This window comes from Streptomyces sp. NPDC002446, from assembly GCF_053595675.1.
Window position 1 is genome coordinate 56,541 of sequence record NZ_JBSFYC010000002.1, and the last position, 15,082, is coordinate 71,622.

The 15,082-nt window shown below is 70.1% G+C and carries 11 protein-coding genes and 1 pseudogene; 5 read left to right on the top strand and 7 right to left on the bottom strand.

What is annotated here, in order from left to right; all coding sequences use genetic code 11:
- Window positions 1-7 precede the first annotated feature (7 nt).
- The 3 genes from ACWD6P_RS01945 to ACWD6P_RS01955 all read right to left on the bottom strand — a co-directional run bounded on the left by ACWD6P_RS01945 (window position 8) and on the right by ACWD6P_RS01955 (window position 2,654).
- A complete protein-coding gene (locus ACWD6P_RS01945) occupies window positions 8-805 on the bottom strand; it encodes a carbon-nitrogen family hydrolase (protein WP_451442026.1) in 798 nt (265 codons plus the stop codon).
- A gap of 272 nt (window positions 806-1,077) precedes the next feature.
- A complete protein-coding gene (locus tag ACWD6P_RS01950) occupies window positions 1,078-1,737 on the bottom strand; it encodes a GOLPH3/VPS74 family protein (RefSeq protein ID WP_451442027.1) in 660 nt (219 codons plus the stop codon).
- Window positions 1,738-1,871: 134 nt separating this feature from the next.
- Complete coding sequence (locus ACWD6P_RS01955; protein WP_451442028.1) at window positions 1,872-2,654, bottom strand: TetR/AcrR family transcriptional regulator; 783 nt, start codon at window positions 2,652-2,654, stop codon at window positions 1,872-1,874.
- Between the two features lie 191 nt (window positions 2,655-2,845).
- Between ACWD6P_RS01955 and ACWD6P_RS01960 the strand changes: the two genes are divergently transcribed.
- Window positions 2,846-3,991, top strand: a complete 1,146-nt coding sequence (locus ACWD6P_RS01960) for an FAD-dependent oxidoreductase (protein ID WP_451442029.1) — start codon at window positions 2,846-2,848, stop codon at window positions 3,989-3,991.
- Window positions 3,992-4,927: 936 nt separating this feature from the next.
- The gene (locus ACWD6P_RS01965) at window positions 4,928-8,611 is read left to right on the top strand and encodes a protein kinase domain-containing protein (RefSeq protein WP_451442030.1); all 3,684 of its coding nucleotides are present in this window, start codon (window positions 4,928-4,930) and stop codon (window positions 8,609-8,611) included.
- 115 nt (window positions 8,612-8,726) lie between these two features.
- On the opposite strand, the pseudogene ACWD6P_RS01970 reads toward ACWD6P_RS01965, so the two are convergent.
- Window positions 8,727-8,813 (bottom strand): annotated as a pseudogene (locus ACWD6P_RS01970) (DUF4442 domain-containing protein); the annotation flags it as partial.
- Window positions 8,814-8,879: 66 nt separating this feature from the next.
- The gene (locus ACWD6P_RS01975; protein ID WP_451442031.1) at window positions 8,880-9,497 is read right to left on the bottom strand and encodes a LysE family translocator; all 618 of its coding nucleotides are present in this window, start codon (window positions 9,495-9,497) and stop codon (window positions 8,880-8,882) included.
- Window positions 9,498-9,612: 115 nt separating this feature from the next.
- Between ACWD6P_RS01975 and ACWD6P_RS01980 the strand changes: the two genes are divergently transcribed.
- The 3 genes from ACWD6P_RS01980 (at window position 9,613) to ACWD6P_RS01990 (ending at window position 11,938) form a co-directional block, all read left to right on the top strand.
- Window positions 9,613-10,065, top strand: coding sequence for an Lrp/AsnC family transcriptional regulator (locus ACWD6P_RS01980; protein ID WP_451442032.1), 453 nt, complete (start codon window positions 9,613-9,615; stop codon window positions 10,063-10,065).
- A gap of 88 nt (window positions 10,066-10,153) precedes the next feature.
- The gene (locus ACWD6P_RS01985; RefSeq protein WP_451442033.1) at window positions 10,154-10,918 is read left to right on the top strand and encodes a hypothetical protein; all 765 of its coding nucleotides are present in this window, start codon (window positions 10,154-10,156) and stop codon (window positions 10,916-10,918) included.
- A 72-nt stretch (window positions 10,919-10,990) separates the two neighbouring features.
- Window positions 10,991-11,938 carry a zinc metalloprotease gene (locus ACWD6P_RS01990; protein WP_451442034.1) on the top strand — a complete coding sequence of 316 codons (948 nt, stop codon included), beginning with the start codon at window positions 10,991-10,993 and terminating at the stop codon, window positions 11,936-11,938.
- A 105-nt stretch (window positions 11,939-12,043) separates the two neighbouring features.
- Here ACWD6P_RS01990 and ACWD6P_RS01995 read toward each other — a convergent pair whose 3' ends face one another.
- On the bottom strand, window positions 12,044-12,655 hold the full coding sequence (locus ACWD6P_RS01995) for a hypothetical protein (protein WP_451442035.1): 612 nt from the start codon (window positions 12,653-12,655) through the stop codon (window positions 12,044-12,046).
- A gap of 275 nt (window positions 12,656-12,930) precedes the next feature.
- Complete coding sequence (locus tag ACWD6P_RS02000; RefSeq protein WP_451442036.1) at window positions 12,931-14,640, bottom strand: PKD domain-containing protein; 1,710 nt, start codon at window positions 14,638-14,640, stop codon at window positions 12,931-12,933.
- Between the last annotated feature and the right edge of the window lie 442 nt (window positions 14,641-15,082).

A 15,082-nucleotide genomic window follows, 5' to 3' on the forward strand; every position in this document is an offset into this window, starting at 1 on the left:
CCGCCGCCTACCCGGCAGGGGGCGCGGCGAAGGCGAGTACACGATCCTTGAGGACCGGCAGCTCTTCCCGGATCGCCGCCACCACATCCACATCGACGTCCGTCGTGAGGACTTCCTCGCCGTCCCCGGCCTCGGCGAGCACCGTGCCCCACGGGTCGACGACCAGGCTTCCGCCGGCCTGCTCCATCTCGCTGTGCGTGCCGCCGGCACAGCAGGCCAGGACGATCGCCTGCTCCTCGACGGCGCGGGCACGCACCAGGATCCGCCACTGTTCACGGCGCCGGGCCGGCCATGCGGACGCCACGACCAGGATCTCCGTACCGGCATCGACCAGCGCGCGGAACAGCTCGGGGAAGCGCAGGTCGTAGCAGGTGGCGATACCGAGGGTGCCGAACTCGGCGGCGACCGTCACGACTTCCCGCCCCGCGGCCATCTGAGCGGCCTCGCCGACGGTGAAGCCATAGCGGTGGATCTTCCGGTACACCCCGCGCAGCGCTCCGGAGCGGTCGAAGACCAGCGCGGTGTTGCGGAGCGCACCATCGCTCCCGCGCTCCACCACCGTGCCGGCATGCAGCCATACGCCCGCGGCGCGCGCCGCCTCCGACATGGCCCGTGCCGTGGGGCCGTCGACCGGTTCGGCACCCGCCTCCCAGGCGTCGTAGGCCCAGGCGCCGGTCGTCCAGAGCTCCGGCAGCACCACGAGGTCGTCACCGGCCCGACCACGGACCGACTCGGCCGCATGCGAACGGCGTTCATCCGCCGACTCGGTGTCCGACACCGCGAGCTGGATCAGCGAGACACGCATGCCCTGCCACCTTTCAGGCGCCGTCCGACGGCGCGGGGGGCCACCCCCATTTTGGTGGCCCGTCCGCCGGACCGCATCACCGGGCCCTGCGGTGGCGAGGACGTGGTCGCGCGAGGCGGCCACCTCATCGCGCAGGGCCTGGAGGGCGATGTCCAGGACGCTACGAGGCCTTCGCCATCAACAGCGCACCGGGACAGCAACTCGTGGTCTACCAGGCCGCATCCGGCACTCCCTCGGCCGACGCACTCGCCCTGCTCACCAGGTCAATACACCTAGCTCCCTGCCGCGGAGGCCGCGGCCACGGTGACGATCATCGCCGCCTGCATGTCGCGGATGGCGGCGTGAACGCTCTCGGCCGCCCACTGTCCGGCGGCCACCTGGGCCATCCGGTCGGCGACCTGCTTGCGCGGCCGGTCGGGGAAGGCCAGGCGGTGCAGCTTGGCGGAGTGGATCAGCGCGATCAGGCCCGCCGTCCGGGTGTCCGGCGCGACTCCACCCAGTACCACGGCGCCGAGCCGCTCCCGCAGCTCAGCCTCGACGGCCCCATCGGCCTCGAAGTAACGGCGTACCGGGAAGACGCCGAGTGCCTTGTGCTCCTCCTCCACGACCACTCCGCGCCTGCACAGGCTCTCCAGAGCCGCACTGACGGCCTTGGACTGATCCTTCGTCAGCCAGTCCGTCACCCGTCGCTTCGTGCGGCCACGCATCCAGGTCGCGATCATCGCCGTCCGCCCGTCGAGCAACGGGTCGCCGGTGGGCGTCATGTCTGTCAGTGCGAGGTGCTTGCCGGCAATGGACACTCGCCCGGCCAGGACCAGTTCGAGCAGGATCCCTCCCGCCACCGCCCACCCCGCGGATTGCCGCTGCTTCGCCGAACCGGACTCATCGTCCAGCGACAGCAGCACGATCTCCTCAGCGAGTGTGATCGCCATCCCCGCTACCCCCTTTTGCCTTTGCATCCCACGTACATCCCGTGATCACGGATCCCATGATCTCCCATGATCACTGATTCCATGATCACTTTCTTGTGATCGGAGACGCCCGGAACCGCTGCGAGGTTGCTCTGCTAACGGGACCGGGCGGCGATGCCGTTCAGCAGGTGCTCGAGGCCGGTGTCGAAGGTGGCGTCCGGGGTGGGGTGGGTGGCGTCCCGGACGAACTTGGCGAGTGTGGGGTAACGGCCGGTGGCCAGCACCCGGTTGAGGTAGGGGCCGGCGGCGTGCTGCCACTGGCGCTCGTCCATGCCGGTGGTGCGCTCGGCGCGCAGTTCGGCGACCTCCTTGCGGATCGCCCCGATCAGGTACGCCTGGAGTGAGTCGACGGCCCCCACCACTGCGTCGATGTCGCCGAAGCCAGGGGCGTCGTGCAAAGCGGCCAGCGCCGCTTCGAGATGGGCCAGCGCATGGGGGCCCAGGTGGGGCCGCCCGCCGAGCAGATCGGCGAACCACTCGTGCCGCAGGGCGGCCCGGCGGGTGTCGCGCGCGAGGGAGCGCAGGGCGTGGCGCCAGTCCCCGCCGGCCGGCTCGGGCGCGGGGATCTCGCCGTAGACGGCATCCACCATGAGGTCCAGCAGCTCCTCCTTGGTGGACAGATAGCGGTAGAGCCGCATCGGCCCCGCGTCGAGCGCGGCGGCGACCTTGCGCAGTGAGACGGCCTCCAGCCCGTCGGCGTCGGCGAGTTCGATCGCGGCATGGACGATGCCGGCCCTGCTGAGCGGGCTGGGGGCCGGTCGGCTGGGTGGCTCGGGCCGTTCCCAGATGAGTGTGGTCCGCTCGCCGGAACCGTCGTCGGCACCGGCGGCACTGCCGCCGCGGTCGCCCTCGTCGGGGTCTGGTCCACCGGCCGTCATGGCGCCCTCGTCTTTCACCGGTCTCTCTGTGACTTACGCAGGCAACGATAAGCCGTTCCCTGCGGCATCGATACAGTGTATTGATAGATGCGCTGTATCGGATCGGGTTGGGTCGGATCGGGTTGGGCCGGATCGGATCGGATCTGTATCGGACGGACGCCCGGAAGAGCCGGAAGAGAAGGTGGACTTTCATGACCCCTCGCATCGCCATCGTCGGAGCCGGCCTCGGCGGTCTGACCCTTGCCCGTGTGCTGCACGTCCACGGGATCGACTCGGTCGTCTACGAGCGCGAGCCCTCACGCACCGCGCGCCCCCAGGGAGGCATGCTCGACCTGCATGTCGACGGCGGTCAACGCGCCCTGCGCGAGGCCGGGCTGGAGGCCGAATTCCTGGCCATAGCGCGTCCCGAGGGCCAGGACATGCGCCTGCTCGACCACACCGGCACCCTGCTGCTCCAAGAGGACACCCCCGAAGACGCCTCGTTGGACCAGCCCGAGGTCGACCGCACAGACCTGCGCGACGCCCTGCTCGACGCTCTCCCGGAAGGGACCGTCGTATGGGGGAGGGCGTTTCGGACCGCCGTCGCCCTGCCCGAAGGCGGACACCGGCTCCACTTCGCCGACGGCACCACCGCCGACTGCGACCTGCTCGTCGGAGCAGACGGCGCCCGCTCCCGGGTCCGTCCGCTGCTGACCGACGCCCAGCCCTCCCACGTCGGCAGCAACGTCGTCGAATGCGGCATCCCTGATATCGATCGCACGCATCCCGATCTCGCCGCCATGGTCGGACGCGGCAACTACTGGGCTCTCGGTACGGGCCGATCCCTGGCGGCCCAGCGCAACGGCGACGGCCGCGTGCGCATCTACCTGTCGTTCCACACGCCCGAGGACTGGCTCACCACCTGCGGTATCCCGTTCGAGGACCCCGCTCGTGCCCGTATGGCGCTGACGGACCTGTTCGCCGACTGGGCGCCCCAGTTCAGAGCCCTCATTCAGGCATGTGACGACACCTTCGTGCCCCGTCCGATCACCGCGCTGCCCGTCGGCCTGACCTGGCCGGCCACCCCGGGGATCACGCTCCTCGGCGACGCCGCCCACCTGATGCCGCCCGTCGGACAGGGCGCCAACGTGGCCATGCTCGACGGCGCCGAACTCGCCCTCGCCCTCGCCGCACACCACCCCCACGACCTGGCCGGCGCTCTCCACGCCTACGAGAGCGCGATGTTCGAGCGGGGCGCCGCGGCCGCCGAGAAGTCCGCACGCATCATGGAACTGCTCATGTCCCCGCGCGGCGCAGCGGGAGTGCTGGAATTCTTCCAGGGCGTGCTGGTGATTTAGGCGATGGCGGTACGCCGCTCATCGACCAACTCGGCGCCGTCGAGGGGGGTTTCGAGCGGCACGCTTTGCCGTCTTCCGTGCCCTTTCGTCAGATGCAAAGCAGCACCAGCCAGATGGTTCCGCTGGTGGGGCCGAGTCCCCTCGAATCCCCTTTTCCGGTAGGGAAGGTGGAATTCGGAGAGCAACCGGCGGCCACTTTGGGTGCACGTAAGCGTCCAAATTTACGTGAATTTTCAGCAGTTTTCCGTTTGATTTTGGTTCGTGTCGCGGCGTAGCGTGGGAAGTGGTCCAACTGGAGAGGGCTGGACCGCCATCAGAGATCCAGGGAGGCGAATATGAGCTTCCGAAGCGTACTTCCTCTCAGGCGCAGGAATGGCTGCGGCGATTGGGATGACGACTACGGTGGACGCGGCTACGGTCGACGCGGCCGTGGACGTGGACGCGGACGGGGACGCGGCTACGGTCGAGGACGCGGTTTCGGGCGGGGGCACGGCTTTGGCCGAGGAGGCCGGTTCTAGCGACCCCGCGAGATGACTTTGAGGCTGGTCCTCCAAGGGCTGGCCTCGAAGGTTGCGGCAACGCGGGTTTGCGCAACGCAAACGCTGCGTGGGCCGCTTGGCCACACGCAGCGCGCTTCCGGACCTTCCCTGCAGGTGTAGCTATTCAGTATTCTCCTCGACTTGTTGCATTGCAATACCCTCGATGTGCGAGGCGCCCTTTGCGTGTGATGCATGTGATGCCGTCCGGCTGTATTTCGATGTGAAGCGACCGATCGGCCTATGTCCTTCGTCTCCATGTCCTTCGTCGCATGGCCGGTTTTCGCGATCACTGGGCGTCAGCCTGCCCACCGGTGCTTCAATTCCGGTCATGGCATGTTCTTTGGGCGGCGGCCGGCCGGAGCCTGGTCGCGCGGCGGGGGAGGCGGCGCCGTGGCGCGTGGGTGACCTCATAGACGACCGCTATCGGGTGACGGGGATTCTCGGACAGGGCGGGATGGGCATAGTCCATCAGGTCCGGCATCTGGGGTGGGGCGCCGACCTGGCGGTCAAGAGCCCGCAATCCAAGCGGTGGAACGACGCCGGCCGGGAACAGTTCGTCACGGAGGCCGAGACCTGGGTGTCGCTGGGACTGCACCCGCACGTGTGCAGTTGCCATTACGTACGCGTCCTCGACGGCGTCCCGAGGGTTTTCGCCGAGTACGTCCCCGGCGGCAGTCTCCACGACTGGATCCACGACCGGAGGCTCTACAACGGGGACCATCACGGGGTGCTGGCCCGCATGCTCGATGTCGCGATCCAGTTCGCGTGGGGCCTCGACCATGCGCACAGCCGAGGTCTTGTGCACCAGGACGTCAAACCGGCGAACGTCCTGATGGAGAGGGCAGGGCGGGGCGCCGTCACGGCGAAGGTGACGGACTTCGGCATTGCCCGGGCGCGTGCGGTCGCTCTCACGGCGGCCGAGGACGACACCCCGTCAGGCGTGAGCATCCCGGTTCCGGCGGGCGGGAACACCCGCAGATACGCCTCGCCCGAGCAAGTCGAGAGACAGCCGCTGGGCCGGCGCACCGACGTGTACAGCTATGCCGTATCGGTGCTGGAGATGTTCACCGGAGGGGCGACCTGGCAGGCCGGCGAGGTCGCGGGGGAGGTCCTCGCGCATTATCGGGCCCAGGCGCCGGCAATGCCCGCGGCCGAGGGCCCGCCTGCCATGCCGTCGGACCTTGCCGACCTGCTGGAACGCTGTCTGCACCATGACCCCGCGCGCAGGCCGGGAGCGATGTCCGAGATCGCCGCCGAGCTGGCCGGGATCTATCAGCGGGCGTTGGGACACCCCCATCCCCGCCGGGCGCCCAAGGCGTCCGATCTGCTGGCGGACGAGCTGAACAACCGTGCCCTGTCCCTGCTCGACCTCGGCAGGGCGAGGGAGTCCGACCGGTCGTTCGCGGCGGCAGCGGAGGCTGACCCGCAGCACCTCGCGGCGGCCTACAACCGCGGCCTGCGGCGGTGGCGACGCGCGGACATCACCGACGAGAACCTCATCGCCACCCTCGACGGCATCCGCGCCGGCGGCGACTCCTGGCAGGCCCGGCATCTGCTCGCCCAAGTGCACCTGGAACGCGGCGACTTGGACTCCGCCCGCGCGCTGCTGGAGTCGGTGCGGCGCGAGGCTCCCGACGAGTCGGACCTCCGTGCGGCGCTGCGCGCCGTGCAGTCCCCCCGAGGCGCCGACGCGCGCTGTACCGAGACCTCGGCGCTCGCCTGGCGAGGGGAGCAGCCCCTCGCCCAACCGGTCCGCCTCGCGGCCGAGGCGCCCCTGGCACTGACCGGGAGCCGGGACGGGATGGTACGGCTGTGGGACCTGGACAGCGGGAGCTGCCTGCGGACCCTGACCCCGACCGTGCACCCCGACGGATCGGTGCTGTGGGGCGATCTGGACGGCGGGACACGCACCGAGCACCGGCGTCCGGTGCTCGCCGTCGACATCAGTCCCGACGGCAGCGTCGGGGCTTCCTTGAGCGGGGGAACGATTCAGGTCTGGGACCTGAAGGCGGGCCGTGGCCTGTACACCCTGGACGTACGGCCGTCGCGCGACAGGAGCGGGGCGCACGCGGGGCTGCTTGACTACAGCGCCGTCCGTATCAGCGCCGACGCACGGGTCGTGATGTGGGCGGAGGACGGGAAGGTCGTGCTCTGGGACCTCCGGGGCCGGGGACGGACCGTGGTGCACGAAGGCACCCGCGGCCGGGGAGCGGGCATCGACCTCACCGCCGACGGGCGTACGGCGCTGTTCGCCGAGGGCGACCGGCTCCGGCTGTGGGAGCCGGCGAGCGGGCGCGGGTGGCACACCGCGCCGATATCCGAAGGCATCGCTCCGGGCACCCTCCATGTCTCCGCCGACGGGCGCTTCGCGGTCACCGGCGGATACGCCGTCGGGACCATCCGGCTGTGGGACCTGGTGAACGCCCGGTGCGTCCGTACGCTGCACGGGCACCGCAGCGGGGCGTGGGCGCTGTCGCTCAGCGGCGACGCGAGGTTCCTGCTCTCCAGCGGCATGGACCGCACCGTCCGCTTCTGGGACCTGGCCGACGGCCGCTGCCTGCGAACCTTCGACGGCGAAACCGCCAGCGGCCATGTCGCGGACGTACGGCTGGCGCGCGACGCCCGGCAGGCGGTCTCGGCGAGCGACGACGGCACCGTCCGGCGCTGGACGCTGCCGACCGGATCCGACACCGCGGCCTTCCAGCTGAGCCGGCCACGGCCGGTCACCGAACTCATGGACCTGAGGGCGCGGGTCGAGGCACAAGTGACCGAGGCGGAAGCCGCGCTGGCCGACGGCCGTCTGCCCACCGCGCTCGGCCTGCTCACCCGGGCGCGCGCGACGGCCGGGTACGAACGTGACCCGCGCGTACTGTCCGTCTGGCGGACGCTGGCCCGCTCCTCGGTCCGCACGGGCCTGCGCGCCTCCTGGCCGGGAAAGACGCTTGCCACCGGGCACATCCAGTCGGCCGACCTCTCCCAGGACGGCACGGTCGCCGCGATCTGCCACACCGACGGAACGGTCCGGCTGTGGGACGTCGAGAGCGACACCGAGCTGCGCGAGATCGGCGTATCGCCCCGCGGGGCGCATCCGGTCTGCCTCCGCCTGAGCGCTGACGGGCGCCGGCTGCTGTCCGGTGAGGACGGCCGGGTGCGGCTGTGGTCGGTCGACACCGGCGCGTGCCTGCGCACCTTCGGCGAGGGCGAACGCGGCATACGGTCGGTGCGCTTCGCCGCCGACGACGAGCATGCGCTGGTCAGCCGCTGGAGCTACCGGACCCAACTCTGGGACCTGCGCACGGGTTCCGTACTCTCCACGCTGGACAACCACGTCGACAGCGCCGCCTGGGCCGGCCCCCGCGACCTGGTGGCCGTGGCCGACGGGCTCCTCCACGCGGTGCTGGTGACCGATGTGGCCAGCGGCGGGCTCGTCCGCAGCATCGACGCACCGCGCCCCCAGGAGGAAGCGCGGAGCCCGCAAGGCGAAGGACTCTTCTTCGCCATGCTCGACGATCTCCGGTCGCCTCCGGTGCGATGGACCGCGGTGAGCCTGAGCGCCGACGGAAGCCACCTGCTGACCGGCGACGACACCGGAGCCATTCAGCTGTGGGAGGTCGCCACCGGGGAACGCCTCCGGCGGTTCGAGAAGGAACCGGGCCACACCCCGGCCACCCTCCGGTTCACCGCGGACGGACGCTTCGCGCTGTCCGTCGGCCGCGACTTCACCATCCGAGCGTGGGACGTCGGCACCGGCCGCTGCCTGCGTGTCCTCGGCGAACACCGGCAGCCGGTCGATGACCTCGTCGTCGCCTCGGACAGCCGTCGCGCGCTCTCGTGGAGCCAGGTCGACGGCGCCCGACTGTGGGAGCTCGACTGGGAACTGGCCGCCCGGGAAACAGCCGACTGGGACGAAGCAGCAGCCCCCTACCTGCAGGGATTCCTCGCCCGGCACGGCCAGCACTGGACCGGAGCGGACACCGACGGCTTGCTGCGCATCCTCCAGGACGCAGGCTTCGGCTGGCTGCGACCGGAGGGGGTACGAGCCCGACTGCAACGGATGGCAGCCGCGCAAGGGGAGCGATGACCCAGCCCGGTCCGACCGGGTTCACACCGGAAGGCGGGCCGCCACGGACGGCGGCGACGCGCACGGTGATGCCGTTGCCGGTCACGTGGCGGCCGTAACGGCTTCCGGGGTCCCGGAGTTTTCGCCGGCCGTCCTGGACGCCGAACACCTCCAACTGGCAGACGGACAGGGTGCGTCCGGACTTCACCACGGATCCGACCGCCGTCTGCCACGTGCACTCTCCTTCGACGGGCCTCCTGTCTGCGAACGGGAGGCGGAGCGGGCCCCGTCAGCCCGTCAGGCTTTCCACCAGCAGGAATCCGCCGATGGCGATCATCATGGCACCGGAGGCGCGGGTGACCGCCCGGGCCGCCGAGGGCCGGGCCTTCAGCACGGTGCGGGCCAGGACGCCGACGACGAGGTAGACGACGGCGCAGGCGGCCATATGAAGCGTGCCGAGCAGCCCGGTCTGCGCGGCGACGGGCCAGCCGCCGGTCGGCGCGATGAACTGGGGGAACAGCGAGAAGTACAGCAGCAGCGCCTTGGGGTTGAGGCCGCTGGTCCCGGCTCCCCTGAGCATGATCCGCCGACGTGAGGAGGCCATGGTCTCCGTGGACGCGCCCACGACCACTGGCCGCCTCAGCACTCCCCAGCCGAGCCAGATCAGATAGCCGGCCCCGGCGACGGTCAGCGCGGTGAGCGACGCCGCCGAGCTCGCCACGATCGCCACCAGGCCGGCCACGGCGAGCAGGGTGTAGCCCGCGTATCCGGCTATCAGGCCGGCGACCGCGGGGATGATCGACCGGTCCCGCAGTCCCGCGGCGATGGCGTAGGCCCAGTCGGCGCCCGGGGTGAGCACCAGCAGCAGGTCCACTGCCAGGAAGGCCGCCACCGTCGTCGTATCCATGAATCGTTCGTTCCCTCTCGCGTTCTCGCTCCGAGAGGGAACATTAGGCGCGACATGCCCGAAAATGTTTCCATCTTTACCTCGTGATCGCGCCCAATGGGGAAGAATCTTCTTCATGGATGCCCTGGATCGGAAGATTCTTACCGAGCTGCAGCTGGACGGCCGCCTGACGGTGACCGAGCTGGCCGCCCGCGTGGGGCTGAGCGTCTCGCCCTGCCACCGCCGCCTGCGCGACCTCGAGCGGGAGGGCGCGATCCGCGGCTACCGCGCGGTCGTCGACCCGGGTGCCCTCGGCCTGGACTTCGAGGCCCTCGTCTTCGCCACACTCCGCTGGGAGGACCCCGACACCGTCGCCTCCTTCGAGGAGGCGGTGGCCGCGGTCCCGCACGTGATCCAGGCGCAGCGCCTGTTCGGCGAACCCGACTACCTCCTGCGCGTGGCCACCGCCGACCTCGGGGCCTTCCAGCAGCTCTACGACGAGCAGCTGGCCAAGCTGCCGGGCGTGCAGCGCCTGACCTCCACCCTGGTGATGAAGAACGTCGTCCACGACCGCCCGCTGCCCGAGTAGCAGCCGTCCCGCCTGGCCGGACGGAGCACGGACGGAGCACGGATGGGGCAAGGATGCGCGCTGGGTACCCCCATGCGATAAAGGGAATATGGCGGATGCGCTGAAGGACGCCGAGGTCGAAGTCAAGACCATCCTGTCTGACGAGGCGGCCGAGTCCGCGCGCCGGACGCTCGGGCTGGAAGCCGAGGACGGCAAGGGCCTTTCGATTTACTTCTGGGACAAACCGTGGACGAACGGCGACGACATCCGTCTTCCCCTGTCGGAGGCGGGAGTTGTGATCCGGCTGCGGAAGCCCGCGAAGGGTGATGCGGACGATCTGACCGTGAAACTGCGGCCGTGCGTCCCGGACACCCTGCCCGCCGACTGGCGGGCGAGTCGTGACGGGAAGGACTGGGAGTTCAAGATCGAGGAGGACTGGACCGGCCGTAGCCGCGTCTGGGCGGCCTCGCTGAAGGTGGAGGACGACTTCGACCGGCCCGCCGTCGACGGCGGAGACGGGGACGAGGATGCGCGGCGGCCCCGGCTGACGCGTGATCAGCAACGGCTGCTGGCGAGCGTCGAGGTCACGGACGACGACCTGGCGGACCTCGTGCCGCTCGGCCCGGTCCAGGCCATCAAGTGGAAGCCGTCCCGTCGTGACCTGATCCACCCGCTCACCGCGGAATTCTGGAGCGTCGGCGCCGACCTGCGTTTCCTGGAGCTGTCACTCCGGGCGCACCCCGCGGAAGCCTCCGGCGCACAGGACCTGCTGGAGCGGGCCCTCCTGGAATTGGACCTCCAGGCTCCCTCGCCTCAGACGTCGAAGACCGCCAGTGTCCTCACCGCCCTTGCCCGCGCGCACCTGAACCGGTAGCGGGATTTGCCGGAGTGAGTAATTCCTTGCCGGCCACACCGCGTTTCGCGGTTTTGAATCTGGAGTTGCGATATGCCCGAGAACGACGAGACCACCGCCCCTGCCCGCCGAGGTTGCGGCACGATGCCGGTGCACCACATGCTGATGGCCGAGAGCCCGGCATACGCCGCGAACCGTGTCCAGATCGAGAACCAGGCCTTCGCCTACGAGATGGGCGCCGAGGCAACGGCACGCGTCGGTTTGACCCACATCCCGGTCGTCGTGCACGTGGTGTTCAACACCGCCGCACAGAACATCGGCGAGGACCAGGTCACCAGCCAGATCGACGTGCTGAACAAGGACTTCCGGGCGCTCAATCCGGACATCGACCAGGTCCCGCCGGTCTGGCAACCGCTCGTGGCGGACAGTCGCATCGAGTTCCACCTCGCCACGGAGGATCCGCAGGGACAGCCCACTGACGGCATCACTCGCACACAGACCCAGTCCACGAAGTTCAACATACGGACCAACGCCGTCAAGGACTCGTCGAGCGGCGGCCACGACGCCTGGCCCGCCGACCGCTACCTCAACCTCTGGGTCTGCCCGCGCATCTTCGACCCCGCGGACCCCGACGAGATACTCGGCTACGCCCAGTTCCCGGGGGGTCCCACAGAGACGGACGGGGTGGTCATCGGCCACCGGTTCTTCGGTACGACCGGCACCGCCACCGCTCCCTTCAACGGTGGGCGCACGGCGACCCATGAGGTGGGGCACTGGCTCAACCTGCTGCACATCTGGGGCGACGACGACGGCGGCTGCAACGGCAGCGACCTCGTCGCGGACACCCCGAACTCCGGCGGTCCCAACTTCCGAGCCCCGACCTTCCCCCGGCTGTCCTGCAGCAACGACCCGGACGGCGACATGTTCGTCAACTACATGGACTACACCGACGACAGGGCCATGTTCATGTTCACCAAGGGTCAGGTGGCCCGCATGGAGGCCACCCTGGACAGCGTCCGGTCGTCGTTCAACGGCGGCTGACGGGCGGGCGGCCCGGACCGGTCAGCGGCCGCGGCACGCGGGCAGCGTGTCGCGGCCGATGCCGTAGAGCGGCAGGCACTCGCCGTACGGGCCCGGCACGTCGCCCTACCGGAGACGGATGCCGTTGCTGCCGACGATCACGTCGTAGGTGCCCTTCAGACCGCCCTCGCCGATGTAGCAGCGGTAACCGCTGGGCCTGTCCACGGGGACGAGGCGGACGGCGGGGATCTCGTCGCAGCGCAGGGAGTTGCGGGTCTTCTCGCCGAGAGTGCCGTAGTCCTTCCACGCCTTGGCCTGTACGCCTTCGCGGGTGATCACGCCGCCCTTGGTGGGGGTGGCGGTGTACTGCACCAGGATGAAGCCGCCCTTCGTCTCCACCCGGAAGGGCACTTCGGTGCCCATGTACGTCACCGTGCAGGTGAACGTCTGGGGCTTGTCGCCGACCTTGTCGGTGTCGCAGGTGCTGCTCGTCTGCTTGGGGACCATGCCGCCCATGGCCAGGACCCGCGTTTCCAGGTCGTACTTGATCCTTTCCAGCGCCGGTGCCTTGTCGCCGGGCGCGGGGTGCTGCGGCGCGGAGTCCTTCTGCGGTGACGCCGTGGGGCTCGGCACCGGCGTGCCCTTGGTCAGCGGCGGGTCGTCCTGCCCACAGGCGCTGGCGGCGACGACCGCCAGCGCCACGGTCGCTGCCGAACGTATCCAGTTCTTGGGACGCATTGCCGTCTCCCCGTTTTCGTGCCTCACGTGAAAGCTGATCATAAGTTCGCGCTGCTCAAGGGGGCCGGGCGGGACCGGCTCGCCCGCACCGCGGAGGCGTCAGGACGTGGTCCCGGGAGCGGATGTCCCGTCACGCCGTGCGGTGGTCACGAGCAGCCGTTCCGTGGGCGGCGGACACGGCACATCAGCCTTCCGGCGGACGGCGCGGTCGTGCCGAGGGGCGGCCCGCTGCTGCGAGCCGCCCCTCGGCCGGGCGCGGGCCGGAGCCCGGAGCCTCAGTCCGCGGTGAGCAGCCGGGGGGCCTCGACCAGGGCCTTTCCGCCGTCCTGGCCGGTCATCACGACCCGTGGCAGCCAGGGTCCCTTGTGCTCGTAGGCGTGGGTGACGGCCGCCTCGCTCGTCTCGCGCTGCGTACCGTCGCCGAAGTACCAGTGGTAGCGGTACCCGGCGGCCGGCGGCTTGCCGTCCACCGTCACCGACAGGCGCACCTCACTGCCGACGTGTGTGTTCCCCGGGACGTTCAGCTGCGCCCGGGGGCCCTGCCGGGGGAGGCGGAACCAATCGCGCACGCTCGGGTTGAGGAGAAACGCTTCGGCGTACTGCCGGGCGCCCTCGATGTCGGGGTGACCGACGGCTGCGCTCAGGCACTGCAGAGGGGTTGCGCTCAGCTCGGGGCAGGCCCGTGTGCGCAGCGGGAACGCCGGGTCGGTCACCGGAGTGCTCCACACCTTGGAGTCCCGGGTGAGGACGGCATTGTCCACGGTGAACAGTCCGTCGGCCGCGACCGCGTACGGGCCGTCCGCGGACGCCTTGTTGGCGGCGGCGGCCGCCTGATGGTAGGCGGCGTTGGCCAGTTGGGTGTACTGCTCGTAGCGCTCGGACACGATGCCGAGGGCGCCCTTGCACGAGGTCAGCCACGCACCGGAGACCCCCGGGGTCGAACAGGTCTTGACCGGGATCGGAGAACTGCTGCGGCTCAGCGCGTAGTAGAAGTCGGCCACGAGCACTTTCGGCCGCCCCGGCAGGGAATGGGCCTTCTCGATCGCCGCCCGCATCCCACGCCCGCCGTACCCGACCTTCGCGCCGCTGAAGTAGGGCACGTCCTTGGCCGGGTTCTCCGCTGCCGCACCGATGCCGGAGCACTCGCGCTTCACTGCCTCGGGCAGGTTCTTCGAGCCGGGGGTGATGCCGACACCGATGCCGAAGAAGGGGTCGAGGTCGTTGATGCATCCGTTGATCACGACCAGATCGAGACCGTAGCCGCCCGCCCGCGCCTGCGCGCCCGCCTTCTCCAACTGGCAGAAAACGTCCGGCATCTGCTGGGTGACCTCGCCGAACTCCATCTCCCCGTCGCCGTCCGGGTCCTGCTTCTCCGTCGTGTGCAGACAGGCCGCGTCATCGTTGCCCGCGGGCAGCTCGGGCGCGTCGAGCACCGCGCCGGAGATCGAGTAGTCCATGTGCTGAACGCCCCGGCCGGTCTCCCGGCCGAGCGCCTGGCCCGTCAGGTACGGGAACTTCTGGTCGTGGTCCAGGCCCTGCCCCCAGACCACGGAGTCACCGACGGACGCCACCCGTACCGGGTCGCACCCCCGGCGTATGGTGTCCCGCCAGACCTTGCCGTAGCGGCCGGGCGCGCGGCCGTCGGATGACGCCGCGATACGGGCGTCGATCTGGAGCGCGGTCTCGGTCGCGGGCACCCGGTCGTAGGGGATGCTGAACTCCGCCGTGCCGACGTTGGCGTCCATGGCCAGACGCCCGCCGGCCAGCTGCTCCTGGCCGGCGCGTACGCGCCACTCCACGGTGGCTCCGGCCTTCGCCGCGGCGGGATCGTAGAGCTCCACCCGGCCGCGCACGGCTCCGCTGCACACCGGATTCGGCGTCAGGTCCACGTCGAGGACGAGGGGGAATGCCGATCCCGGCAGGGCAATGGTGTGCGCCGCGGCGGGAGGCCCGCCGAGGAGCTGGCCGAGGAGCACACCGGCCACGCCGACCGCCGCGAAACACCTCGCCGCCAACGAGCGACGAGCCACCCCGGGCCCACTCGGAACGGAACCCGCGCCGGAGCCCGTCCGCCTCGGCGCCACCCGCCGCGACCACGCTAATCTCACGCCAACACCTCTGTTTTCGCCGTCATTTCGGTCCATGCGGAATCGACTGAGTTCCGCATCGGTAGGGATGATGGCAGTCAGGAGACGGGCGTGGACCGCGAGCGAGGTCCCATACTGAGTGAAACTGATCACTTACCTGCAGTTACGGGGGCTGTTGTGTGACGACTTGAGCTCGGAGATGACGGGCTCTCCGGGACCCGCTATCGTTGCCGTATGCATCGTTCGTCGTGTCTGAGCTGGTGGCGCTCCTCGTAGGAGCGGCCACCTTCAGTCATGACCGGGCCGTTCGGATGGACGGCCCTTTTGCGTTCCCTGGACC

Coding starts and splice junctions, on each gene's coding strand:
- ACWD6P_RS01945 (WP_451442026.1), bottom strand. CDS start 805: ATGCGTGTCTCGCTGATCCAGCTCGCGGTGTCGGACACCGAGTCGGCG.
- ACWD6P_RS01950 (WP_451442027.1), bottom strand. CDS start 1,737: ATGGCGATCACACTCGCTGAGGAGATCGTGCTGCTGTCGCTGGACGAT.
- ACWD6P_RS01955 (WP_451442028.1), bottom strand. CDS start 2,654: ATGACGGCCGGTGGACCAGACCCCGACGAGGGCGACCGCGGCGGCAGT.
- ACWD6P_RS01960 (WP_451442029.1), top strand. CDS start 2,846: ATGACCCCTCGCATCGCCATCGTCGGAGCCGGCCTCGGCGGTCTGACC.
- ACWD6P_RS01975 (WP_451442031.1), bottom strand. CDS start 9,497: ATGGATACGACGACGGTGGCGGCCTTCCTGGCAGTGGACCTGCTGCTG.
- ACWD6P_RS01980 (WP_451442032.1), top strand. CDS start 9,613: ATGGATGCCCTGGATCGGAAGATTCTTACCGAGCTGCAGCTGGACGGC.
- ACWD6P_RS01985 (WP_451442033.1), top strand. CDS start 10,154: ATGGCGGATGCGCTGAAGGACGCCGAGGTCGAAGTCAAGACCATCCTG.
- ACWD6P_RS01990 (WP_451442034.1), top strand. CDS start 10,991: ATGCCCGAGAACGACGAGACCACCGCCCCTGCCCGCCGAGGTTGCGGC.
- ACWD6P_RS01995 (WP_451442035.1), bottom strand. CDS start 12,655: ATGCGTCCCAAGAACTGGATACGTTCGGCAGCGACCGTGGCGCTGGCG.